The sequence below is a fragment of the Streptomyces sp. NA02950 genome, assembly GCF_013364155.1.
Classification (GTDB): domain Bacteria; phylum Actinomycetota; class Actinomycetes; order Streptomycetales; family Streptomycetaceae; genus Streptomyces.
This window is the reverse complement of sequence record NZ_CP054916.1, coordinates 344,561-369,342: the sequence shown is the minus strand read 5'-3', so window position 1 is coordinate 369,342 and position 24,782 is coordinate 344,561. Positions and strand designations below refer to the sequence as shown.

General features: G+C 68.4%; 16 protein-coding genes and 2 pseudogenes (1 of these 18 cut by a window edge). 13 read left to right on the top strand and 5 right to left on the bottom strand.

Annotation, left to right across the window (positions count from 1 at the left end; translation table 11 throughout):
* The first annotated feature begins 46 nt into the window (after positions 1-46).
* Both HUT19_RS01290 and HUT19_RS01285 read left to right on the top strand, forming a co-directional pair.
* A complete protein-coding gene (locus HUT19_RS01290; protein WP_176178665.1) occupies positions 47-1,237 on the top strand; it encodes an alanine racemase in 1,191 nt (396 codons plus the stop codon).
* Between the two features lie 465 nt (positions 1,238-1,702).
* Complete coding sequence (locus tag HUT19_RS01285) at positions 1,703-2,962, top strand: hypothetical protein (RefSeq protein WP_176178664.1); 1,260 nt, start codon at positions 1,703-1,705, stop codon at positions 2,960-2,962.
* Here the strand turns inward: HUT19_RS01285 and HUT19_RS42570 are convergent.
* Positions 2,943-3,179, bottom strand: coding sequence for a hypothetical protein (locus HUT19_RS42570; protein ID WP_303332564.1), 237 nt, complete (start codon positions 3,177-3,179; stop codon positions 2,943-2,945). The two genes, HUT19_RS01285 and HUT19_RS42570, sit on opposite strands and share 20 nt — an antisense overlap.
* A gap of 479 nt (positions 3,180-3,658) precedes the next feature.
* On the opposite strand from HUT19_RS42570, the gene HUT19_RS01275 reads away from it, so the two are divergent.
* The 4 genes and pseudogenes from HUT19_RS01275 to HUT19_RS01260 all read left to right on the top strand — a co-directional run.
* Complete coding sequence (locus HUT19_RS01275) at positions 3,659-5,752, top strand: M4 family metallopeptidase (RefSeq protein ID WP_176178662.1); 2,094 nt, start codon at positions 3,659-3,661, stop codon at positions 5,750-5,752.
* A gap of 396 nt (positions 5,753-6,148) precedes the next feature.
* Positions 6,149-7,456, top strand: a complete 1,308-nt coding sequence (locus tag HUT19_RS01270; RefSeq protein ID WP_176178661.1) for a sensor histidine kinase — start codon at positions 6,149-6,151, stop codon at positions 7,454-7,456.
* Entirely contained in the window at positions 7,401-8,048 is a 648-nt protein-coding gene (locus tag HUT19_RS01265; protein WP_254885362.1) for a response regulator transcription factor, read from the top strand. The genes HUT19_RS01270 and HUT19_RS01265 overlap by 56 nt, the downstream gene beginning before the upstream one ends.
* 122 nt (positions 8,049-8,170) lie before the next feature.
* Positions 8,171-8,431, top strand: a pseudogene (locus tag HUT19_RS01260) (transposase); the annotation flags it as partial.
* A gap of 183 nt (positions 8,432-8,614) precedes the next feature.
* Here the strand turns inward: HUT19_RS01260 and HUT19_RS01255 are convergent.
* Entirely contained in the window at positions 8,615-9,415 is an 801-nt protein-coding gene (locus HUT19_RS01255) for a hypothetical protein (protein ID WP_176178659.1), read from the bottom strand.
* A 138-nt stretch (positions 9,416-9,553) separates the two neighbouring features.
* Positions 9,554-10,966 carry a hypothetical protein gene (locus tag HUT19_RS01250; RefSeq protein WP_176178658.1) on the bottom strand — a complete coding sequence of 471 codons (1,413 nt, stop codon included), beginning with the start codon at positions 10,964-10,966 and terminating at the stop codon, positions 9,554-9,556.
* Positions 10,967-11,144: 178 nt separating this feature from the next.
* Between HUT19_RS01250 and HUT19_RS01245 the strand changes: the two genes are divergently transcribed.
* A complete protein-coding gene (locus tag HUT19_RS01245; RefSeq protein WP_176178549.1) occupies positions 11,145-12,521 on the top strand; it encodes an IS1380 family transposase in 1,377 nt (458 codons plus the stop codon).
* A 146-nt stretch (positions 12,522-12,667) separates the two neighbouring features.
* Here HUT19_RS01245 and HUT19_RS01240 read toward each other — a convergent pair whose 3' ends face one another.
* Positions 12,668-13,126 (bottom strand): hypothetical protein, encoded by a 459-nt coding sequence (locus HUT19_RS01240; RefSeq protein ID WP_176178657.1) that lies wholly within the window; start codon positions 13,124-13,126, stop codon positions 12,668-12,670.
* Between the two features lie 732 nt (positions 13,127-13,858).
* On the opposite strand from HUT19_RS01240, the pseudogene HUT19_RS01235 reads away from it, so the two are divergent.
* Positions 13,859-13,999: pseudogene (locus HUT19_RS01235) on the top strand (IS1380 family transposase); the annotation flags it as partial.
* A 230-nt stretch (positions 14,000-14,229) separates the two neighbouring features.
* On the opposite strand, the gene HUT19_RS01230 reads toward HUT19_RS01235, so the two are convergent.
* Positions 14,230-15,606 carry an IS1380 family transposase gene (locus HUT19_RS01230; RefSeq protein WP_176178656.1) on the bottom strand — a complete coding sequence of 459 codons (1,377 nt, stop codon included), beginning with the start codon at positions 15,604-15,606 and terminating at the stop codon, positions 14,230-14,232.
* 701 nt (positions 15,607-16,307) lie between these two features.
* Here HUT19_RS01230 and HUT19_RS01225 point away from each other — a divergent pair.
* The 5 genes from HUT19_RS01225 to HUT19_RS01205 form a co-directional block, all read left to right on the top strand.
* On the top strand, positions 16,308-16,532 hold the full coding sequence (locus HUT19_RS01225) for an MbtH family protein (RefSeq protein WP_176178655.1): 225 nt from the start codon (positions 16,308-16,310) through the stop codon (positions 16,530-16,532).
* Between the two features lie 248 nt (positions 16,533-16,780).
* Positions 16,781-18,952 (top strand): ABC transporter ATP-binding protein, encoded by a 2,172-nt coding sequence (locus HUT19_RS01220; protein WP_254885361.1) that lies wholly within the window; start codon positions 16,781-16,783, stop codon positions 18,950-18,952.
* A gap of 3 nt (positions 18,953-18,955) precedes the next feature.
* Entirely contained in the window at positions 18,956-20,860 is a 1,905-nt protein-coding gene (locus tag HUT19_RS01215; protein WP_176178654.1) for an HAD family hydrolase, read from the top strand.
* A complete protein-coding gene (locus HUT19_RS01210; protein WP_176178653.1) occupies positions 20,857-21,084 on the top strand; it encodes an acyl carrier protein in 228 nt (75 codons plus the stop codon). Before HUT19_RS01215 ends, HUT19_RS01210 begins: the two co-directional genes overlap by 4 nt.
* A gap of 43 nt (positions 21,085-21,127) precedes the next feature.
* A protein-coding gene (locus HUT19_RS01205) for a non-ribosomal peptide synthase/polyketide synthase (RefSeq protein WP_176178652.1) crosses the window boundary here: on the top strand, positions 21,128-24,782 show its 5' end (the start). The gene runs 16,610 nt beyond the window's last position; only the first 3,655 of its 20,265 coding nucleotides appear in the window; the start codon lies at positions 21,128-21,130; its stop codon lies beyond the right edge, outside the window.

Genomic DNA, 24,782 nt, shown 5'->3' with positions numbered 1-24,782 from the left:
TCCCGCGCCCGCCAGCGACCTGCGCCATCTCGACCGGAGTCCCACCGTGTTCCTCGACCTCCTCCGCCGCCGCAATCCCGCACTGATCGACGCGGCCATCTCCCTCCATCAGCAGGGACAGCTGCCGGCCAATACCTATGTCCTCGACCTCGATGCGATCACCGCAAACGCCCAGTCCATCTCCAGCGAGGCCACCCGGCTCGGGCTGACCGCCTTCGCCATGACGAAGCAGATCGGCCGCAATCCCGACGCATGCAAGGCGATCACCGCTGGTGGCATCGAAGCCAGCGTCGCGGTCGACATGGAATGCGCCCGCGCCACCTTCCGAGCCGGCATGCAACTCGGCCACATCGGGCACCTCGTGCAAGTCCCCCAGGCCGAAGCCAGCGCCGCAGCGTCGATGCACCCGGCCAACTGGACCGTCTTCAACCACGACAAGGCACGCCAGGCAGCCAAGGCCGCAGCCGCCTGCGGCCACGACCAGGCGCTGCTCGCGCGCGTGTACGCCGAAGGTGATGAGTTCTACTCCGGGCACGAAGGCGGCTTCCCCGCCGGCGATGTCCTCGCCGTCGCCGACCAGCTCGATGCCCTCGACTCGGCGCACTTCGCCGGCATCACCACCTTTCCCGCCCTGCTGTTCGACCGCGAGACCCGCACCGTGCGCCGAACCCGCAACCTCACCACCCTGGAGCGGGCCGCGAGCCGGCTGGGCGACCACGGCCGCACCGACATCCAGATCAACGGCCCCGGCACCACCTCCACCGAGACCCTCTCTGCCCTCGCCTCCGTCGGGGTCACCCAGGTCGAACCAGGCCACGCCCTGACCGGCACCACCCCCTGGCACGCCGTGCGTGACCTGCCCGAACTGCCAGCAGTGTGCTACCTCAGCGAGGTCAGCCACCTCTACGGCGGTCGCGCCTACTGCTTCGGCGGCGGCATGTACGTCGACCCCGTCTTCCCGCCCTACCCCATGCGGGCCATCGTCGGCCACGACCCGTCCTCGGCCGCACTGCTGTCCGCCACCCTGCCGCCGGCGCAGGCCATCGACTACTACGGCCAGCTGCACCCGACGGGACACGCCGCCCCCGAGATCGGCGCGAGCGTCGTGTTCGGCTTCCGCATCCAGGCGTTCGTCACCCGCGCCTACACCGCAGGCATCACCGGCCTGTCCACCAGCACCCCCCGCGTCGCCGGTATCTGGTCCGCCGACGGCTCCGCCACCTCCTGGCCCGCGTAAACCACAGCCCCACCCAGTCACATCACCCTCGAACACCGGTTACCGCGTACGGCCAGTGCGTCCGGAGCGGGGCGCGGCCATGCGCGATGCCCGGGCATGAGCCTCGCCCCGCCGCCATCTGCAGCTGTCCCGTGACCGGGGGACCACGTTTCGGCTCGAGGCCCGTCCATCCAGGTGCGGGCAGCCACCAGGGCGTCAACCACGTCCAGCGTCCCCTCCGCGTATCGGCGACCATCGCCAGGTCCAACCCGTCGCGCACGGCATCCGTCAACGCGTTGAGGCGGTCTGGCGGGCGGCTCATGCCGTCGAGAGCCGCGTCCCCGGCCCGCCATCCACATGGGTTGTCCGCGTGCAGTACCACCAGTCGACGTTCGACGTCGCCGAACGCGAACAGCTGCGCGCATCGTTCGTCGTAAGACCGATCAACGAGCTTGTGGCGGCCTCACCTTGGGAAGACTCAGCCGCATGCGGGTCTTGAGCCATGACGAACTTCTCCGCCAGGAGGCACAGTGGTTGCGGGACATCGCTTCACAGACCCGCCGGTATGTGCTGGCCTTTCCCGATCTCGGTGACAGCGAGCGGCGCATGGTCCAGACGGCTGTGCTCCACGCTTGGATCCGTAACCGCTACCCGCTGAACCTGCGGTTTGTGACCAACTACGTCGCCACCGTTGTCACAGCAGTCGGAATGGCGGCAGCCTCTGTCACTGCCGGTGTGGTGGCCACACTGTTCGCGACGGGCACCGACGGTACCACCGGCGCGCCCTGGTGGCTCTTTCCCACAGCGACCTGGTCCGCCGTCTGTCTCAGCACTCTCCTCGTTACCCGGAATGACATGCGCGAGATCGTCTCCGTCTTCGGGGCACTCGGCCTTCGAGGCACGATCTGGCGCGTCACGCATCCGCAGGTTGCTTATTGGTTTGTACCGGGAATGGTGCTTGCCACTGCTTCTGTCGCTGTTGTGGCTTCCTGGCTGACCGTTGAGACAGCCTTGTCCATCCCGCCAGGCCAGCAGTTGATCACGGCTGCGGCAGGGCTGTTCGGTGTGATCCTGGGCTTACAAGTGAACCGCTGGATCGGCACGGTTGAAGGACTGCTCAACCGCAGATACCAGCAGCCTCATCGACCTCGTCCCCTCGACGCCGTGCTGGTCGCACTCACGGCGGCCACAGCGGCGTGTTTCCAAGGGCGGGCCCGGTGGTGGGATCCGCGAAACATCAAGGTCGTCAGGGACCGACTTGCCGTTGCAACCCAAGTCGCCAACGAGACCGCGATCGTTCGACGTAGAACCTCGATCACTGAGGTCGCGGCAAGACGCCAGGCAAGACAGTTCCACGCGGCTCTGGCAGAACTGATCCGACGCCACGACCGCGCGATCACTCAGGTGCGCACCGCCCAGGAGTACGACGCAATCACCACCTCGCTGCGCATGGGTGTCCTCGCCCTCGCTACGGGCGATCTGGAGGCCCTCATGCAACACAGCACTGCTGAGCCGTCGGCCTCCCGGGCCGCCCGGCTCGTGCGCCGCACCGGCTCCAGCCTCGTTCTCGTGGCGTTCGCCGGGGTCATTCCGTTGCTGCCCGGAGTGGACAGCGCCACCGGCGGAGGCGTTCGGGTGCTGCTTCTGATGACGGCGGTACTGGCGCTTACCCCGGCCAGTGACAGCGCCTCCGGCTCCATCCGATCCGCGCTCGAACGAACCCTGTTCACCAAGGGCACCCCCTAACCGCAGCGGCGGGAATGCAGGCGCCCTTTCGGGACTGATGATGACGTGCCATCAGGCACTGGCGGGCCGACGATCGACCTCCCCCGTCATCGGGACGGCGCTTTCCAGAAGTCGTCGCAACACGTGGTCGACGACCTGACGGCCGGGCCGTCACCGGCACGTCCCTCACCGTCCGGCCCTGGTACCCGTGCACCTTCGCCGTAGGCGTCCCGCACACCGGACACGGCAACCGCGTCCTCCCGGGCGGGGCCGTGACCACCACGACGTCACCGCCGTCCACCACGACCTCGACGACTGGCGCCGACAGCCCGGAAAGCACCGACGTTGGTCGAGGGAAGGGTCCTCCTTCAGGCCGATCCGCGGGACGTTCGTCGGTCCTTGAATTCCTCTCACCCGGCACAGGCGGGCATCGGCGCGGAATTCAAACGCCGCTATCGATGCGCCTGCCGCGGCTTGCGCCGCAATACTTTCCCGGCGCGGAACAAGGGCGCTCTTGCCCCCGTCCGAGCGCCCTGCGAGCCGCGAAACAGGTGCGGAGAGGGGTATGCGCTCCAGTCCCGCCTTGCCGGGTGTCTCGGCACACCGTGTGCCGAGAGGTCGTCTACGCGACCAATCCACCTGTCAACAGGAGGACTTCACAAGACACGGCGACGACGATCTCCCCTCTACAGCCGGCGCACGTCTCTCTTAGCGACCATGGGACTTGTGGGCTCCCTCGTCACCGCCATAGCGATCAACGCGTCGGCCAACCCGGATGATCCGCGGGGGTCGGACATTCGCTTACTGGCCTACGAGGCTCTCAAGAGCGATCCTGCCCAGACGCATGACGCGCGCGGCCAGACGTTCCGGACGAGGGCCATTCAGCAGGACGCGAACGGCGACCGGCACATCCGGATGGACCGGTACTACCAGGGCTTGCCGGTCATCGGCGGCGACCTTGTTCTGCATATGACCAAGGACGGTCGGCTCAAGAGCACCAGCCAGACGATCTCGTCGGCGCCGGACCTCGACACCCACCCCACGCTCTCCGCCGAGGACGCGTGGAAGAGCGCGTTCAAGCACACCCCCGTGCGGGAACGAGCGACGGACGGAAAGGGCAAGAAGGGCTTGGCGGCCGGCCCGGGCAAGAACTCGGCCCGGGCCGCGCGGGACGCCCGGGCGGGATCCCGGCTCGTCGTGTGGGCGGGGAAGAAGCGATCTCAGCTTGCCTACGAGAACGTGATCCGCGGAGTCCGCGCCGACGGCACCCCCGCCGAGGTGCATACCTACGTCGAAGCGGAGAACGGGTTCATCCTGGGCACCCGGGACCGCTATCTGCAGGAGAAGGGGACAGGCAAGACGCTGTTCAGCGGGCAGGTGGAGCTGGAGACCACACCCAGCCGGCAGGGCGGGTTCGAACTCAAGGACGGCACGCGGGGCGGGATGACCACCCTGGACGCCAAGAACCAGTGCGCGCCGGAGGACCCGGAATGCCAGAGTGCGGGCGGTGGCCCCGGTGGTGGCACCGGCGGCCCCGATGACGCAAGTGGTCCGCAGGATCCCTCTGGTGGTGGCGACGGTTCCGGTGACGGCCGGAACGGGAATCAAGGGGCCGCCTTCGGCATAGGGCCCTTGCCAGCCCTGCGTGCGGCTTCCGCGGCGTATTGCCTGAGCGGAGTACCGGTCTGCTACGGAGCGGGCGAGCCAGGCAGGCGCCTTGCCGGAATCCCGTACTCGGGCGCAGGCACGCGGTCCCTGGGCGAGGGTGATGACTTGGGCGGAGATACTCCGCCTGAGGACGCCGACGAGGACCAGGGCGGACAGTACCCACCCCAGAGCGCGGGCGATGACCAGGGCGGTGCCGGCAGCGCCTCACCTCCGGACGGCGGTGGTAGCACCGCCCCACCCCCGGACGGAGGCGATAACGGCCAGGGCGGAGGCGACAACGGCAATCCGCTCGGCGTGCCCGGAGCCGCTGCCGTCGTCAACCAGGACAACACCTTCGGCACCGGAGACGACGCCGATCGCTCCACCGCCGCAGCCGACGTGCACTTCGGAGCGTCCCAGGCATGGGACTTCTTCCAGAAGCAGTTCGGTCGCGACGGCTTTGGCGGTGACGGGCGAGGCCCGACCCTCTACTCTCACTACGGCGACGGTGTCGTCAACGCCTTCGCCGACCCGCAGAACTTTGTCGCGGTCTTCGGGGACGGGGACGGCCGGAACGTCAAGCCGCTCGCTGAACTCGACGTCGTTGCCCATGAGATGGGCCATCTGGTGACCTTGTCGAACAACGCCCTGTCCGAACAGGGTGAGCCGTCGGCGCTCAACGAGTCCACCAGTGACATCTTCGGCACGATGACCGAGTTCTTCACCAACAACCCGAAGGACCCGCCGGACTTCACACTAGGCGAGAGCCTCGAAGCCGACGGCCGGCAGAAGCAGTTGCAGCGGTTCATGGACCGCCCCTCCAAGGACGGAAATTCTCCTGACTGTTTCTCACCCGGCGTCGGCCAGCTGGGTCCGCACTCCGGCGGCGGGGTGTCGAACCACTTCTTCTTCCTGCTGGCCAACGGCAGCGGTAAGTCCAAGTTCGGCGACAGTCCGACGTGCGACAACTCCCAGGTGAAGGGAGTCGGCAACGACGCGGCCGAGAAGATCTGGTTCCGGGCCGTGACGACGTACTTCACCTCGAACACCGGTTTCCAGGATGCCCGGAAGGGCTCGGTGCAGGCTGCCGCCGACCTGTTCGGCAAGGACAGTACCGAGGCCCGGACCGTCGCCGCAGCATGGAACGCCGTCAACGTGAAGTAGCCGACACAGGAAGTCTGTTGGGTCCCCACGGCACCATGACCGGCCGGGGTACCGTCGATTCGGAGCGACGGTACCCCGGCCCCCGCGCCTGCCAGGCACCGGAGGGTCCCGGTGCGAGCCGGTCGGCGCACGCGGCCGCCACATAAGGCCAGCGGGTCCGCAAACCGGTATGGGCCCGGCCCTCGGCCTCCGGCGTGACAGGAAGTTGGCAGGGAGGACGGCGATGGCAGCCGGCACAAGGGAGATCCGGGCGCCCGCGGCATGGGTCAGACCGCTGCTCGTGAGGCTCCCCGAGCGACCGTCCGCGCGGCGGTCCAAGCACCGGCGAGAGCGAAGGAGGGGCAGCTGCTGATCAGTCGGGACATTGCGATCGATGCCGCGCTCACGGTGGCCGCGATGGCGTACAGCCTCCTGCAGTGGCTGGTGTTCCTTCCGATCTGGCGTATGACGTACCCGGAGCCCGGTGACGGGGCATCCTCCAGCGCCCTCCTCGTGGCGGTCAACGCCGCGGAAATCCTCTCCGCTCTCGCGATCCTGACCCGCCGACGACTGCCGATGGTCCTGGCCGCGGCATCCCTCGCCGACCTGTGGTTGGGAGGCTGCGGAATCACCTTTCCCCTAGCGATCTACACCCTGGTCGTGCGTGGGCGGACCCGCTGGGCGGTGACGGTCGGCATGGCAAGCGTGACCGTGCCCGTCCTGGACTTCCTGCTGATCACCGGCGAACGACCTCCCGTGCCGCTGTTCGTCGAGGACGCCGCGGTGGGTTACCTGCTCCCGATGCTCATCGCTCCGACGCTGGTGGCCACGACGGTTCGCGCGCACCGGGCGCTCATTCGGAGCCTGCGGCGCAGGGCGGGGCAACTCCAGCGGGAGCAGGAACTGGCCACGCGGAACGCCCGGCTGGAGGAGCGCGCACGGATCGCCCGGGACATCCATGACGTGGTCGCCCACTATGTGGGGCTCATCGTCATCCAAGCAGGAGCTCTGGAAATCAGCGAGGCCCAGGAGTCCACGGCGCACACCAGAGCCCGTCTTCTCGGCGATCTGGGCCGACGTGCCATGGGTGAACTGCGGGATCTGCTGGACGTGCTGCGGTACGAGGACGTGGACGGGCAGGGCGGGGGAGAGGGCGAGGCATCGGCCGGTTCGGGGGCCCTCGGAACCGGAGCGTGGCGGAAAGACGTTCAGGCTTTGGTGAACGAAGTACGGCACGCGGGCGTACTAGCAACGTGTCAGGTCAGCGGAGAGCCCGAGAAAGCCGACGCGGCGGCCCAGCGGGCCGCCTACCGCGTGATCCAAGAGGGGATCGCGAACGCGGTGCGGCACGCGCCTGGAGCCGAGGTCCGCGTGACGGTCGTGGCCTCCGCCCAGAGCGTGGAAGTGAGCATCCGCAACGGCCCGCCGCCCAAGCCGGTGGCCGGACCGACACCGGGGGGTGGCCATGGCCTCACCGGGATGCGCGAGCGGGTCTCCATGGTGGGGGGAGCCGTGTGGACGTTTGCGACGCCGCAGGGCGGGTTCAGTCTGGTCGCCCGCATACCGGCCGAGGCCGCCGCCGACGCCGGTGCGGCCGACGAGCCGTGGGCCGCGGCGGAGTTCCTCGGTCCGTGTCCTCCTGGGGAGCCCGATGATCCGGGTTCTGCTGGTGGACGACGAGGCGCTGGTGCGTCAGGGCATCCGTCTCGTGCTCGAATCGGATGACGAGATCACGGTAGTCGCGGAGGCCACCGACGGCTTGCAGGCCATCGACACTGCTCGCACGCACCAGCCGGACCTCGCCATCGTGGACATCCGCATGCCCGCCATGGACGGGCTCGCCGCAGTCCGTGAAATGGTGCTGCTTCCGCAGCCGCCGCGCGTGATCATGCTCACGTCCTATGCCCTGGACGACTACCTCTTCGCAACTCTCACAGCCGGGGCCGACGGCTTCCTGGTCAAGGACGCCTCGCCGCACGACCTGCTGAGCGCCGTCAAAGCCGTCGCGGGCGGCCACGCGATCATCTCCCCGTCGATGACCCGCGCGCTGATCCAGCGGTTCACCCCGCACGCCGCCTGGCCCGTCCCCAGCGCCCATGACCGCTTGCGTGCCCTCCCGGAGGAGCAGCGCACGATCCTCGCCCTGATCGCCCAGGGCTTGTCCAATGCCGAGATAGGCGCATGCCGGGGCCTGACCGAGTCCCAGGTCAAGACGCAGGTCAGCCGGATCCTGCGGCTGCTCCGCCTGACCAACCGGGTTCAGGCGGCGATCCTCGCCTACTCCGCGGGCCTGTCACACCAGCCCTCGGCAGATTAGCCTCGCGCTTTCGCGAGTGTGAGTGTCCGGGGTGTGATCAAAAAAGCGAGGAGTGTCTCTGACCTGGAACGATGGGACTTGTCTAAGATCCTGTTCGTCGTCAGGAAAGCTGCGCTCCTCAGGTGAAGAAGAGTATCGGGTCGTACCCGCATGTCCGCGTCGAGGGCGATGGTCGCGGGGTGGTCTCGCAGGCCGGTGCCGTCTGCTGGTGGAAACAGCCCGCAGGACCGGGCTGGATGCGGCGATGTCCCAGGCACTCGCGTCCTGGCGCAAGCCCCGGGCGGTGCACGATCCCGGGGAAGATCCTGCTGGATGTTGCGCTCGCCGTGGCCATGGGCGGGGACTGCCTGGCTGATGTCGCGATGCTGCGGGCAGAGCCGGCCGTGTTCGCCCGCATCACCCCCGGAGCCGTGGAACCCGGAGCCCACCCGGCCCGACAGCCGGGTCCTCAGCCTGCCCCAGCTCCGAAAAGACCGCACCCCACGACGCAGAGTCCCCGTCAGCAAGCTGCCGGGGACTCATGAACGATCGAGGCTGGTGGAGCAGGTGATCTTCCGTCGGGATCTCTAAGCGTGGAGATTGATCCGGACCCACTTGGCCACGTCCTCCCGCGAGGCGAAGCGATTGGCGATGGCTTGTCCGAGATACCAGCCGCACAGGCTGAGCCGGAGGTCTTGAATGCTGTTGCCCGAGAAACTGTAGTTGATGGGAATCTTGCGTAGGTGCGGCTCGGCGGCTGCGAGGTTGATCACCGAATTGTTCCCCAGTGCCGACAGAGCGGCCGCCCAGGCACTCATATCGGATGGTGTGACCGCCTCGAACTGGACGCGGAACCCGCTCACCACGCTCATGGCCGCCCCGGCCGCGGCCCCCACGATAGCTCCGAGGGAGCTACCACCCGAGAGTCCCCCCAGCGCGCTGGCGGCCATCGAGGGTGCGTCCACCGCGGGGTCTGGCGCCTTCTCATGGCCAATAACCAGCCGCTGCACCACCTCCCGGTCGCTCATGTTGTCTGGAGCCCGGAGTAGCGATCGCACGGTGGGGCCTACTCCTCCGACCTCACGGCGGACCACGTCGGGCTGAAAATTCATGCCGGCCGCCGAGAGGAAGTGGCCGACCTGATTGTCGCTCTTGGGCCACGGGTCGCGGAAGCCTGGCCCTCCCGGGGTGGGCTGACCCTTGAATCCCCGGTCGTGAAAGCGGATCCGTGTCTGGAGACCGGGAATGGCGAAGTGTTCTGTGATGGCCAGGATCTCCCTGAGCCGGCCCGGTACGGTGCCGTCGTCGATGATCCCTGGATCCGAGAACAGGAGCGCCAGGGCCTCGCAGTCGTCCGAGCCCGCGGCCAGCTTCTGGGCGCGGTCCATATTTCTCAGCCGGACTGGCGCAAAACCGGTGGGCGGTCCGGGTGACAGGACTTGGTTCCGCGGGGCGAGGGAGGCGGGCCGGAGAGCTGCTCCGGCGGGTGCCAATGCCACGTCGGGCGTGGGGGTGTTCATGGGCCGCTACCCGCCGACGGCGTGGGCGCCATCGGCGCTGGCGGTGCTGGCGACGGTCACTCCGGTGTCCGAGGCGGAGACCGAGATCTTGCCGGGCAGGGCGACGGAAGGGGTGAAGATGTCCTTGTAAATCTTGGCTTTGGCGTTCTCGTTGTCGGTGACGAGTTTCTGTCCCAAAGCCTCGCGGTCGTTGTCGAGTGCGCGTTCGCGAACGGCGCTGAGTTGCAGCCCTTGCGAGTATTCGTCGAGGGCGTTCCCTTGGCCCAGGAGTGCGTCCACGACGACGCCCTCGGTCCGCATGACCGTCTTGTCCACGTTCAGGATGATGCCGGGAACGGTGATCTCGTTTCCGGTCTCGTCGCGGTAGGTCGACTTCTTCTTCCGCCATCGCAGGTAGGTGTCGGTTGAGCCGGTCGGGCCGATCTGACGTGTTTCCACCATGGACGGTTCGACCAGCTTGTCCTCGTAGTCGAAGATCGTGGACAGCTGGTCAAGGACCATCTTTCGCAGGTCGCTCTTCTTCTCGGGCTTGACGTAGGTGTCCAGCAGGTCGTTGAGCCCGGACAGCGGAACCTCGTCTACCGATTCGCCGTAGCCGTTCCAGAAGGCGACGCGCACGTCGACCAGGTGCAGGATAGTGATGTGTTCCTGGTTCATCTGGCGGAAGACGAAGTTCAGGGTCCGTCCGACGTTGATGTTCTCAAGCTGACGGGTGATCGAGGTTTCCTCGCCGCTTTGCGTCTTCACCTCTTGGGAGGTGTTGATCTGCACGTCCCGCTTCGCTGATGCCTTGGACGCGTGCTTGTTGACCGCGTTGCTCATGTTCTTGGCGAACTGCTCGCGCTGGGACGCGGAGGAGCCTTTGACGCCGCCGCTGACCTTCGCACTGGCGAATCCCCAGGAGCCGGAGGCTTCTGCCTCGACGTGCCACTCAAGGCTTTTCTGCTGTGCCTGTTTGTCAGAGTTCTCGTGCTGGACGGTGCTTTCGAAGTCGTCGGCACTTTCCTTGGTGAACGAATCGAGCACGCTGGAAGCCGACTTGCTGTCGGTCTCGGTCTTGCGGAACGTCTTGATACTGATGGTGGTCTTCTCACCCGGCAGCAGGGTGAAGGTCTTCAGAGTCCGGCCGGCACCGTACTGGCCAAGGAAGGTGGACAGCCGGTAGGTCTCCACCAGCGAGATCTGCGGTTTCCCTTCGGCCAGCACCCCATCGGCGGCAGGCGCCCCGAAGGGGTCTGGGAGGAAGGTGTGCGTGTACTCCCCCCACAGGGTGCGGTGCACACTCAGCCGTTTGCCCGTCTGCAGCATCTCCGTGACATGCGCGATGTCCAGATCGGTGATCTGCGGCCGCACCCGGTGGTCGGCCAGGGCGACCTGCGAGAGGATCGAGCCGCGCACGGCCCGGGCCAGGTGCGTCACGTCGCTGGTGGGGCCGCCCGGGGTGTCCTGGACGCTTTCAAGGGATGGACCACTAGCCTCGCGCTTTCACGAGGCGGGCTGTCCGACTGGTGATCAAGAAAGCAGAAAGTGCCTCTGACCAGCGAGAATGAGGATTGCTGAGGTCCTTGTTCCCGCCACCGCCGGAGGCACTTTCCAGGTGAAGAAGCGTATCGGGTCCTACCCGCGTGTCCGCGTCGAGGGCGGCGGTCGTGGGGTCGTCTCGCAGGCCGGGGCCGTGCTGCTGGTCGAGACGATCCGCAAGTCCGGTCTCGACACGGCGATATCGGCGGCGCTTGAGCCGTGGCGGAAGGCCCGGGCGGTGCACGATCCGGGCAAGATCCTGCTGGATGTCGCGCTCGCGGTGGCACTCGGCGGGGACTGCCTGGCCGACGTGGGCTTGCTGCGGGCTGAGCCGGCCGTGTTCGGGCCGGTAGCCTCCGACCCCACGGTCTCCCGGCTGATCAACACGCTGGCGTCGGGCGGACAGCGGGTCCTGGCAGCACTGCGCACCGCCCGTGCTGAAGTACGCGAACGCGTATGGCGGTTGGCCGGTGAAGCAGCGCCGGACACGGGCGGGCAGGTGATCGTGGACATCGACGGCGTCCTCGTCCTGGCCCACTCCGAGAAGCAGGACGCAGCCGCGACCTGGAAGAAGACGTTCGGCCACCACCCGCTGATGGGATTCGTCGACCACGGCCGCAGCGGGTCCGGCGAGCCGGTCGTGGGCCTGCTGCGGCCCGGCAACGCGGGCTCCAACACCGCCGCCGACCACATCGAGGCCACCAGACTGGCCCTGGCCCAGTTGCCGAAACGGCTCCGGCGCGGCCGGCAGACGCTGATCCGTACCGACTCCGGCGGAGGCACCCACGAGTTCGTCGCCTGGCTCGCCCGGCGCGGAAGGTGGCTGTCGTACTCGGTCGGCATGACCATCACCGACGCCATCCACCAGGCCGTCCTGAAGGTCCCGGCCTCGGCCTGGACACCGGCCGTCGAACCCGACGGCGACATCCGCGACGGCGCCTGGGTTGCCGAACTCGGCGGCGACTGCCTGACCGGCTGGCCCAACGGGCTGCGGCTGATCGTGCGGAAGGAACGGCCGCACCCCGGTGCCCAGTTGCGCTTCACCGACGCCGACGGCATGCGGTTGACCTGCTTTGCCACCAACACAGCGGGCGAGGCGATCGCCGCCCTTGAACTGCGCCACCGCCAGCGTGCCCGTGCTGAGGACCGCATCCGCGCCGCCCGCGCCACCGGCCTGCGCAACCTTCCCCACCACGGCGCCGCACAGAACCAGATCTGGCTGGAGATCGTCCAGATCGCCCTGGACCTGCTGGCCTGGATGCCCCTGCTCGCTCTCACCGGCAAGGCCCGCCTGTGGGAGCCCCGCCGCCTTCGGCTTCGGCTGTTCTCCGCCGCCGCGCAGCTCATCACCACCGGCCGCCGCCGCTACCTCCGCCTGGCCAGGCACTGGCCCTGGGCCGACGTGATCAGCGATGCCCTGGACCGGCTCCGCGTCCTCCCGAACCCCGGCTGACCGGCACGTTCCCGTCCCTGCGAGCAGCACCACCCCCGACCGGAGCCGTGGAACCCGGCGCCCACCCGACGCGACAACCGGGCCGTCAGCCTGCCCAGACGCCGAAACCCCCACCACAAAGAGTCCGCCAGCAAACTGACGACCCCTCATGAACGATCGAGGCTAGGCGGAGACGGAGGCGGAGTGGGGGACGGCACGCCTGCTGTTTCGGTCAGAGGCGTCAAATCCGGTTCGACCGTGGCCTTGCGCAGAGCCTGGGCCAGAACGCTGGTGGTGGCCGTGTCCAGCGCGCCCGCGCTGCCTGCGACCGCGCTGTGCGGGGCAAATAGCCCGGCGTGGGTGGCGGCTGGGTTCCTGATCCCGGGGAAGGTCTTGAGGTCTCCGGTGCGAAGCATCGTGGCCACATCCGTAGCGGTCAGCTCGCGCAGTGCTTGGGCCGGTGTGCGCTCTGGAGCCTTGAACGCGGAGTCGCGGAACCACTCCTTGGGGTTGTCCACATCCAAGGCGATGATGTTGCGCCCGCTGTAGGAGGTCGGCTCCGGAACGTTGTAGCTGAGGATCGTGGCCTTGCCACTCGGGTCGAACTTAGTAATCGGCTCAGCCACCACGGCTCCCTCTGGTTACCTGGCCTACTCCGGATGAGCGGGCGTCACCACAGAATAGCGACAAAATATAGAAAAACAGGGTAAACACGCACTCGGGAGGGTGCTGGTCGAACACCAAGGGTGGGAGCCTCCCCGGCTACGTCGTCGGCGGAAAGGCGAGTCCGTCGTCGCCGGTCCCGACCAAGAGCCGGGCGCCCAGTATGGCGCTCAGCCGGAGCGGGCAAGCCAGCGTCAGGACGTCGCGAAGCGCGGGCAGCCGTGGCGTCGGCCAGGCCGGCTCCCGGTACCGGCGTAACCAGCCAGTTGCGAAGATCAGGGGGCTTTGGGGCTTCCATCCTTCGCGGGTACGCGCGGTGGGTTCCCGGCGCTGTGCGCCGGGGGCTTCGGCCTTCGGCCGGGCGAGAGCCCGCTACGCCAGGCGGCTCGGCCTGCGGTCGCGCTCACCGCCGTCGTGTGCAGCAGGCCCCGCGGGCCACCCCGGCCAGGCTGTCGTAACCCCCAACCTCCGGCAGGCTGCGCAGCCTGCCCTCGACGGCTTCCAGCGCCATGCACCAGAGGTTGACACGTCGGCCGTCTCGGCCGCGCCCGTATCTGAGCTCAGCGCGGCGCAGGGCACAGGGGCGCCGGAGCCAGGGAACGCCACGGTCACCGCGCGCAGGCCGCGCACCCGCCAGTGGGCCGCCTCGATCAGGCAAGGCAACTGCTGGGCCGAGCCACCGAGATCACTGGTTGCGGCGCGTCCGGCAGACGTTGATCCGTACCGACTCCGGCGACGGCACGCACGAGTTCGTCGCCTGGCTCGCCCAGCGCGGCAGGTGGCTGTCGTACTCGGTCGGCATGACCATCATCGACGCCATCCCCCAAGCCGTCCTGGCCCTGGACAGCTGTGATCACCGAAGCCTTGGAACGACTCCACGCCCTGCCGACCACCGGCTGACTAGCCTCGATCTTTCGCGGGGGTCCGTCGACGGAGTCGGTGGACCCTTTCTGTTTCCGGAGCTGATGGTGGGCAGGCCAGCGGCCCGGTTGTCGCGTCGGGTGGGCGCCGGGTTCCACTGCCCGGGGCGGGTGATGTTGTCGTCGGGACGGTGGAGAGTTGCTGGTCAGCCGGGGGTGGGCAGGATCGCGAGTCGTTCGAGGGCGGCAGTGATCTCCCTGGTCCAGGGCCAGTGCTGGGCGAGGCGGAGGATTCTGCGGCGGCCGGTGGTGACGAGTTGGGCGGCTGCGGAGAACAGGCGGAACCGCAGTCGGCGGGGTTCCCAGAGCCGGGCCTTGCCGGTGAGGGCGAGCATGGGCATCCAGGCCAGCAGGTCGAGGGCAATCTGGACGATCTCCAGCCAGACCTTGTTCTGGGCTGTTGTGTGAAGGGGCAGGTTGCGCAGGCCGGTGGACCGGGCGGCTCGGATCCGGTCCTCGGCCCTGGCCCGCAGCCGGTGACGGAGCTCGAGCTCAGCGATCGGCCGGTTTGGGGTGTTGGTCGCGAAGCACGTGATCCGCATGCCGTCCGCGTCCGTGATCCTCAACTGGGCGCCGGGATGTGGTCGTTCCTTTCGGACGATCAGTCGCATGCCTTCGGGCCAGCCGTCCAGGAGCTTGCCGGTGAGCTCGGCGACCCAGGCCCCGTCACGGGCCTCGCCATCGGTCTTGACGGCCGGGGTCCAGGCTGAGGCTGGGATCTGCAGTACGTGTTCGTGGATCGCCTCGGTGATCACCATGCCGACCGAGTAGGACAGCCATCGGCCTCGTTTCGCGAGCCAGGACACGAAGTCGTGGGTTCCGCCGGCGGAGTCCGTGCGGATCAGCGTCTGCCGCCCTCGCCGGTACTTCTTCGGCAGCTGGGCGAGGGCCAGTTGGGCGGTGGCGATGTGGTCGGCAGCGGTGTTCGAGCCTGCGTTTCCCGGTCGGAGGAGGGCGGCGACCGGCTCACCGGTTCCGCCCGGTCCGTGGTCGACGAAAGCTGTCAGCGGGTGATGGCCGTAGGTCTTCTTCCAGGTCGCTGCTGCGTCCTCCTTGTCAGAGTGGGCGATCACGAGGACGCCGTCGAGATCGATGACGACCTGGCCGTCGGCGTCCGGGGCGTTCTTGCCGGCCAACGACCAGGCACGATGGCGGACTTCAGACCGTGCGGACCGGATGGCATGCAGGGCTTTGTCGCCGGAGGCGGCGAGGGTGTCGATCAGGCGGGAGATGGTCGGGTCGGAGGCGACCGGGCCGAAGACGGCTGGCTCGCACCGCAGCATCGCCACGTCCGCGAGGCAGTCCCCGCCCAGTGCGACCGCCAGGGCGACGTCCAGGAGGGCCTTGCCGGGATCGTGAACGGCCCGAGGTTTGCGCCACGGAACCAGAGCCTGGGATATGGCCTGGTCGAGACCGGTCTTGCGGACCGTTTCGACGAGCAGGACCGACCCGGCCTGGGAGACGACCTGGCGGCCGTCATCCTGGACACGGACACGGGGGTAGGACCCGATAGAGTGCTTCACCTGGGAAGTGCCTCCGGCGGTGGCAGGAACAAGGACCTCGACAATCCTCATTCTTGCTGGTCAGGGGCACTTTCTGCTTTCCTGACCGCCTGTCGGACAGCCCGCTTCACGAAAGCGCGAGGCTAGTGTTTTCCTCGTCCCTGCAAGCAGCGCCACCCCACCGGAACAGTGGAACCCGGCGCACACCCGGCGCGACAACCGGGCCATCAGCCTGCCCAGACCCCGAAAACCCCGACCAACACCCACCACAAAGGGCCCGTCAGCAAGCTGACGGGCCCTCATGAACGATCGAGGTTAGAGACCCTCACCTGGCAACGTCGGTCCGGACCTGAGGACCGGGAAAACCCGTTGGGCACCCCGACCGCCCCTTCCCCAGTAGGACTCTGTGAGGTCGCTTCGGATCTTGAGGGCTGTGTGGTGGTGGAGCGTCTCGGTGAGGGGCGAAAATGCACGGTTGGACGGCCGTTGGCCCGACAGTCGGCCGTTTTCGCATGACGCTCGCAGGGAAAACCGCCAATCGTTGCCGCGGTGACGGGATTTTGATGATCCAGCAGGTGTCCAAGTGTCGGAATCGGATGGTTGGACGCACGTCTGCCTTGCTTGTCGCCTGAGATCTCGGCAACTACGATCGCTCGAAGTCGAATAATTCGAAAGGCACGCGCCTTTCTGGAATCGGATCGGCTTCACGGGGAGGGACGAACATGGCGAATCCGTTCGACAACGAGGACGGTGTGTTCTACGCGCTCGTCAACGATGAGGGGCAGTACTCCCTCTGGCCCACGTTCGCGGACGTTCCGGCAGGCTGGGAGATTGCGTTCGGCGAGGACACCCGGAGGGCCTGCCTCGACTACATCGAGGAGACCTGGACGGATATGCGCCCCAAGAGCCTCATCGAGGAAATGAAGCAGTACGAGCGCGCTCTGTAACGGATCTTTTCGCGTACCTCGAACACCTGGACCGCGACGAGCAGATTCTGCTTTCCCTTTCGGGAAGAGGCCGCGGTCGCTGGTCATTACCGGATCGACTTCAAGAGTCCGAATAGCTCAGGCGCGTCCGCTGACTCGACCAACAAGGAGATTTGGTGGCCATGATCGGCGGCTCGGGGCCGCAAATGGTGATACACGGGTTCGGCTCGGAGGACGGGCCGACTCGACAGAGAATCAAAGCCGGCACCGTGCCGCGGATTCTCCCCTACATCAAGCCCTACCGCTGGGCCGTGGCGCTTCTCCTGCTGATCACCACCCTGGAAGCTGTGATCACGGTGGCGAGCCCCTTGCTGTTCAAGGTCCTCATCGACAGGGGGATCATCCCCCGGGACAACGGCATCGTCCTGACCGTGGCCTTGAGCGTCGCCGGTCTCGCGCTGCTGGAGGCTGCCGCGGCCTTCACCCAGAGCCTGTACTCGGCCCGCATCAGCGAGGGGCTGATCTTCGATCTGCGCACCGAGGTCTTCCAGCACGTCCAGAAGCAGCCGCTCGCCTTCTTCACGCGGGCGCAGACCGGCGCGCTCGTCAGTCGGCTCAACACGGACGTGGTGGGGGCTCAACAGGCCCTCACCACGCTGCTGTCGACGGTCGTGTCCGGGGTCCTCTCGCTCGCCCTGGTGCTCGGCACGATGTTCTACCTCTCCTGGCTGATCACCGTCGTCGCCCTGCTCCTCCTGCCGTTCTTCGTTCTGCCCGGCAAGATCATCGGTCGGCGGATGCAGCGGCTCATGCGGGAGTCGATGGAGCAGAACGCCGAGATGGGCCAGCTGATGCACGAGCGCTTCAACGTGTCGGGCGCGCTGCTGTCCAAGCTGTACGGCCGGCCGGCCCAGGAGACCCAGCTGTTCCGCAAGCGGGCCGGCCGGGTCCGCGACATCGGCGTCGTCACCTTCGTCTACTCCCGGATGCTCATGGTCTCCGTCACCCTGATGGCGACCCTGGCCACCGCCGTGACCTACGGCGTCGGCGGCGCCCTCGTCATCCGCGACGCCTTCGAGCTCGGCACGCTGGTCGCCCTGGCCGCACTGCTCACCCGGCTGTTCGGACCGATCAACCAGCTGTCCAGCCTCCAGGCCAATGTGATGACGGCGCTCGTCAGCTTCGACCGGCTCTTCGAACTGCTCGACCTCAAGCCCCTGATCGCGGAGAAGCCCGACGCCACGGAGGCGTCCGGCGGCGGCAGGCAGTCCCCCGAGATCCGGTTCGAGGACGTCAGCTTCCGCTACCCGGCCGCCTCCGACGTCTCCCTCGCCTCGCTGGAGTCGATCGCGCTTCCCTCACAGGTGCGCAAGGGCAACGCACTGACCCTCAAGGACCTCACCTTCAAGCTCCCGGCGGGCACGCTCACCGCGCTGGTCGGGCCCTCCGGCGCGGGTAAGACCACGATCAGCCACCTGGTGCCCCGGCTGTACGACCCCACCTCCGGAACCGTCCGGATCGGTGGTGTCGACGCCCGCGACCTGACCCTTGACTCGCTCCGGGAGACCATCGGCATGGTCACCCAGGACGCGCATCTGTTCCACGACACCCTGCGGGCCAACCTGATGTACGCCCGCCCGGACGCCACCGAGGACGATCTGGCCGAGGCCTGCAAGGCAGCCCAGATCTGGGACCTGATCTCGTCCCTGCCCGACGGCCTGGACACCATTGTCGGGGACCGCGGCTACCGGCTGTCCGGCGGCGAGAAGCAGCGGATCGCCCTGGCCCGGCTGCTCCTCAAGGCGCCCCCGGTCGTCGTCCTCGACGAGGCCACCGCGCACCTGGACTCGGAGTCGGAGGCCGCCGTCCAGCGCGCGCTGAAGACCGCACTCGCGGGCCGCACCTCCCTGGTGATCGCCCACCGGCTGTCCACCATCCGCGAGGCCGACCAGATCCTGGTCGTCGAGGGCGGCGAGATCCGGGAGCAGGGCGTCCACGAGGACCTGCTGCTGCAAGGCGGGCTCTACGCGGAGCTCTACCGCACCCAGTTCGCCGCGCAGCGCCCCCTGGCCGAGGACCCCCAACCCGTCGCCCAGCTCGCGGGCGGCACCGATCCCTTCGGCGGCCCCGGTGGCCCGCAGCACTTCGGTGGCCCGCAGTTCGGCCTGCCCGCCGGTCCGCCCCCCGGCGGCCCCGGCGGCCCGGGGAGCTTCAGCGGCCCGGGCGGGCCGCGTGGCCCGGGTGGCCCGGATCCCTTCGGCGCCCCCGGCGGTCCGCCGCCGGGCGGCCCCCGGCAGGCCGTACCCGATGGCCCGCCGCCCGGCGCGTCCGCGCCCGCCGGCTCGGCCGAGGGCGTCCCCGCCGGCCCGCCTCCGCTGCGGATCCTGGGCGGCGGCGACCTCCGTCCCCACGGGACGGACACCGAACCGACGGGGAGGTGACCTGTGTCCGCTGACGTTTCGGCCGCGGCCGAGCTGCGCAATCTGGCCGAAGCGGGCCGGCTGGTCGCCGAGTACCCGCGAGCGGGCCGGCTGGCGGCCCGCCTCTCGGGGGCGGATCTGCTGCGCGCCGGACGGCTGCTCGCCCGGCTCGACCCCGAGGACATAACCCGGACCCACACCGAAGTGCCCCTTGTCACCATCGGCATCACCGGTCACGGCACCCTCGCGGCACTGGCCCCGGCGCTGGCCGCGCAGCTGGCCCGGCACGGCCTGGTGGCGCGCACGGCACTGTCCGACTTCGACAACTACGTCTTCGACCTGCTCGACCCCGCAGGCGCCCTGAACACGGCCCGCCCGGACCTCGTCCTGTGCGTCCTGGACCCGATGATCGTGTTCGATGAGGTGCCGGTGGTCTGGGGCGCCGACGACGTGGCCCGGGTCGCGGCGGAGAAGCTCGCCCTGATCGAACGGCTCGCCGCCCGGTTCGCCGAGACCCCCGGCACGCTGGTGCTCAACACGATGCCCCTGCTGCCGGGCCACACCCGCCAGCTCGTGGACCACCGGTCCCGCGGCCGACTGGGCGCGGTGTGGCGGGAGGCCAACGCACGGCTGCTGCGGCTGGCCGAGGACAACCCCTCGGTCGTCGTACTCGACCTGGACCCCATCGCCGCACAGGGGGTGCCGGTCAGCGACGACAGGCTCAGCACCTACGCCAAGGCTCATCTGACCGACGGCCTGCTCTCCGCGTACGCGGAGGAGATCGGCCACCTGGCCCGGCAACTGACCGGACACGCCAAGAAATGTCTCGTGCTCGACCTCGACAACACCCTCTGGGGTGGCGTGCTCGGCGACGACGGAGTGGACGGCATCGAGATCGGCGATGGCCACCGCGGTGAGGCGTTCCTGGCGTTCCAGCGGGTCGTCCGCCAGCTCGGCGCGCAGGGCGTCCTGCTCGCGGCCATCAGCAAGAACGAGCCCGAGGCGGTGACCCGGGCCCTGCGCGAGCACCCGCGCATGGCCCTGTGCGAGGAGGACTTCGTCCACATCGTCGCCAACTGGCAGCCCAAGCACGACAACCTGCGGCAGCTGGCCGAGACCCTGGGCCTGTCCGTCGACAGCTTCGTCTTCGTCGACGACAGCGCCTTCGAACGCGAGTTGGTCCGCCGCGAGCTGCCGGGCGTCGCGGTGATCGACGTGGACGGCGAACCCGCCTGGCACCGGCGTGCCCTGCTGCGCGACGGCTGGTTCGATGTGCGGGAGGTCACCGCCGAGGACCGGGTCCGGGCCTCCCGCTACCGGGAGGGGGCGGCACGCAAGAGCTTCCTCGACAGCTTCGACTCGACCGAGGACTACCTGCGCGAGCTGGGCGTCCACCTCCGCATCGGACCGGCCACCGAGGCCGAGGTGCCCAGGGTCGCCCAACTCACCCTTCGTACCAATCAGTTCAACCTGACCGGCGAGCGGCTGCAGCCCGCTGACGTACTCGCCCTGACGAAGGACCCCGCGGCGCTCACGCTGGCCGTCCACGCCCGTGACCGGTTCGGCGACCACGGACTGGTCGGCGCGGTCCTGGCGCGGCGCGACGGCGACCTGCTGCGCATCAACAACTTCCTGCTGAGCTGCCGGGTCTTCTCCCGGTCCATCGAAGAGGCCTGCTTGTCCTGGGTGCTGCGGCAGGCCCGGGACACCGGCGCCACCGCCGTCGTCGGCCGCTACCGCGAGACCGCCAAGAACCGGCGTGTCGTCGACTTCTACCCGCGGAACGGCTTCGTCCCGATCGCTGGCCGCCCGGAGGACGGCGCCCGCGGCGGCGCCGAAGTGCTGACCTTCCGGCACCCGCTGACCGACATCGCCCCGGTGCCCTCGCATATCCGCATCGACGACACCCCCCAAGGCGACCTCCCATGAAGGACCTCGAAGAGTTCATCGCCCTGATCCGCGAGGAGATCGGGCTGCTCGTGACCGTCGAGGACGCCGAGCGTGGTCTGCACGACCTGCCCGGGTGGGACTCCGTCCACCTGCTGTGGCTCGTCACCGCCCTGGAGGAGTGGGCGGGACGGAGCGTCAGCGTCATCGATCTGCTCGAGGCACCGAGCCTCGCGTCCATCTACGGCCTGGTGGCGGCCGACTGACGCCGCGCTCGCAACGTACCGAACCTGGAGTGAGGGGACTCGCATGTCTCAGGACGACCGTCGACTGCCCCTGTCCGCGGCCCAGTACGACATCTGGCTCGCGCAGCGCATCGGCGATCCCAGCCCCGTCTACAACTCCGGGGAGTACGTGGAGATCGACGGGCCGGTCGACGGGCCCACGTTCGAGACCGCGCTGCGGCAGGCCGTCGCGGAGACCGAGGGACTCAACGTCCGGATCGAGGAGGACCTCGCCGGCCCCCACCAGATCCCCGCGGACCCCGAGTGGTCCCTCACCGTTCTCGACCTGAGCGCCTCCCCGGACCCGGAGGGCGAGGCGCATGCCTGGATGCGCGAGGACCTGGCCTCCCCGGCGGATCCGACGGCCAGCCCCCTCTTCTCCTACGCGCTTCTGCGGACCTCCGAGCACCGTCACCTCTGGTACCAGCGGTACAACCACGTCGTGATGGACGCCTACGGCTGGTCCGTCTTCGGGCGGCGCGTGGCGGAGATCTACACCGCCCTCGTCCGTGGGACGCCCTGTGCCCGCCCCCGGTTCGGATCGCTCACGGACCTCCTCGACGAGGAGGAGAGGTACCGGGGCTCCGCCGCCCAGGACCGGGACCGCGCCTATTGGACCGGCCGCTTCGCCGACCGGCCCGACCCGGTGAGCCTGCCCGTCGGCGGCGGGGCCGACGCCGCCTTCCGGCGGGAGACCACCTGGCTCGACGCCTCCAGCGCGCAGCGGCTACGACAGCTGCCCGCGGCGTCCCGCGTCAACTGGGCACATGTTGTCATCGGCACGGCCGCCGCCTATTTCAGCCGCATCACCGGACTTGAGGATGTCGTCTTCAGCGTCTCCGTGACAGGCCGGATCACGGCGCTCTCCGGGCGCACACCCGGCACGATGGCCAACATCGTGCCGATGCGAGTGCGGGTCGATCCGCGGGACGACACCCTCACCCTGGCCCGGAGGGCGCGGGACGAACTGCGCGACATCGCACGGCACCAGCGGTTCCGGGGCGAGGACCTGCGTCGCGAACTCGACTGGCCGGCCGGCGGCAAACGGCAGTTCGGGCCTCTGGTCAACGTTGTCGCCTTCGACCACGACCTGGATTTCGCGGGCTCGGTGGGTAGGGCGCACGACGTCTCGGTCCCGCCCGTCGAGGACCTGATGATCACCGTCCGTGGGGGATCCGGCGACGGCCGGATCCGGATCGACTTCGACGGCGACGTTTCGTCGCCGGGCACGGACGACTTCACCGCCCACCAAAAGGCCTTCAGCGCCTTCCTGGAAGCGGCCGCTGAGGCACCCCACACCCCGGTGGGACGGCTCGACGCCCTCATGGACCGCGAGCGGCGGTGGGTGGTGGGGGAGTGGAATGACACGGTGGTGGGTGTTTGTGGTGGGACGTTGCCGGGGTTGTTCGGGGTGCAGGTGGGGCGGACGCCGGGTGCGGTGGCGGTGGTGGATGATGCGGGTTTGTCGTTGTCGTATGCGGAGTTGGATGAGCGGTCGAGTCGGGTGGCCTGGTGGTTGGTCGGGCGGGGTGTGGGGCCTGAGAGTCGGGTTGCTGTGTTGATGGAGCGGTCGGTTGATCTTGTGGTGGTGTTGTGGGGGGTGTTGAAGGCTGGTGCTGCTTACGTTCCGGTTGATCCGGAGTATCCGGCGGAGCGGATTGCGTATGTGTTGGAGGATGCTGGTCCGGCGGTGGTGGTGTGTACGAGTGCGACCGCTGGTGATGCGGCTGGGTCTTCGGGGTGGGTGGTGTGGGATGCGCCGGGGACGGTGGCGGAGGTGGCGTCGCATTCTGCGGGTCCGGTGGTGTCAAGGGTGTTGGGGTCTCATCCGGCGTATGTGATGTATACGTCGGGTTCGACGGGTCGTCCGAAGGGTGTGGTGGTGTGCCATGGGGCGATTGTGAATCGGTTGGTGTGGATGCAGAGTCGGTTTCCTCTGGGTGGGGATGATCGGGTGTTGCAGAAGACTCCGTCGGGTTTTGATGTGTCGGTGTGGGAGTTTTTCTGGCCGTTGGTGGTGGGTGCGGGGTTGGTGATGGCGCGGCCGGGTGGGCATCGGGATGCGGCGTATGTGGTGGATGTGGTGGGTCGGTGTGGTGTGACGGTGATGCATTTTGTGCCGTCGATGCTGGGGGCGTTTGTGCGGGCGGTGGGGGTGGGGGTGGTGTCGGGGTTGCGGTGGGTGATCTGTAGTGGTGAGGCGTTGGGGTGGGAGGTGGTGGAGGAGTTCGGTGTCCGGTTGGGTGGGGTGGGGTTGTTCAATTTGTATGGTCCGACTGAGGCTGCGGTGGATGTGACGTGGTGGGATTGTGCGGGTGGGGTGGTCGGGGGGTTGGTGCCGATTGGGCGTCCGGTGTGGAACACGCAGGTGTATGTGCTGGATGAGTTTTTGCGTCCGGTGCCGCCTGGGGTGACGGGTGAGTTGTATTTGGCGGGGGTGCAGCTGGCGCGGGGGTATGCGGGGCGTCCGGGTTTGACGGGGGAGCGGTTTGTGGCGTGCCCGTTCCCCGGCTCGGATCGCATGTACCGGACGGGCGACAGGGCGCGGTGGTCCGCCCAGGGTGAGCTGCTGTACGCGGGCCGGGTTGACGATCAGGTGAAGATCCGTGGTTTTCGGATCGAGTTGGGTGAGATCGAGTCGGTGCTGGCCGGGCATGAGGGTGTCGGTCAGGTGGCGGTGGTGGCCCGGGAGGATCAGCCGGGGGTCAAACGGCTGGTGGCCTACGTCGTACCGGTCGCCGATGGGGAGACCGAGACGCTGCGGGAGTACGTCGCCGACCGGCTCCCCGAGTACATGGTCCCCGCTGCTGTGGTGGTCCTGGACGGCCTGCCGGTGACGGTCAACGGCAAGCTGGACCGGGCGGCGCTGCCCGCCCCCGAGTTCGGCGGATCCACCGGGCGCGGTCCGGCCACGCCGATGGAAGAGATCCTGTGCGGTCTGTTCCGCGAGGTGCTCGGCCTGGAGTGGGTGGGAGCCGAGGACTCGTTCCTTGAGCTGGGCGGCGACTCCGTGCTGGCGACCCGTCTGATCGTCCGGATCCGTACGGTGCTCGACGCCGAGATTGGTATCAGTGATCTGTTCCGTGGACCCACGGTCGCTGAACTCGCCCGAATGGTCGACGCCCGGCGGGACACCGGAGTCCGCGCCGCCCTGGTCGCGGCGGACCGCCCCGATGTGCTGCCGCTGTCGTTCGGCCAGCAGCGGATGTGGTTCCTCAACCAGCTCGAGGAAGCGGGGGTGGGCGCCGCTTACAACATGGCGTTCGCGCTGCGCCTCTCCGGTGACCTGGACCTGACCGCGCTTGAGGCCGCGCTGGGTGATGTGGCCGATCGGCACGAGAGTCTTCGTACGGTGTTTCCGGCGGTCGATGGTGTGCCGCGGCAGCGGATTCTGGTGGGTGCGGCGGGTCGGCCGGAATTACACGTGTGCGACGTCGGCGAGGCGGAGCTGGCGGGGGTGCTGGTCGGGGAGGCGGCGCGGGGCTTTGATCTGGCTGGTGAGCTGCCGTGGCGGGTGTCGTTGGTGGCGCTGTCGGAGTGTGAGTGCGTGCTGCTGGTGGTGGCGCATCACATCGCGGTGGACGGCTGGTCGATGGGGGTCCTGGCGAGTGATCTGCGGGTGGCGTATGCGGCTCGGCTGGGTGGTGGTGTGCCGCAGTGGGCGCCGCTGGGGGTGCAGT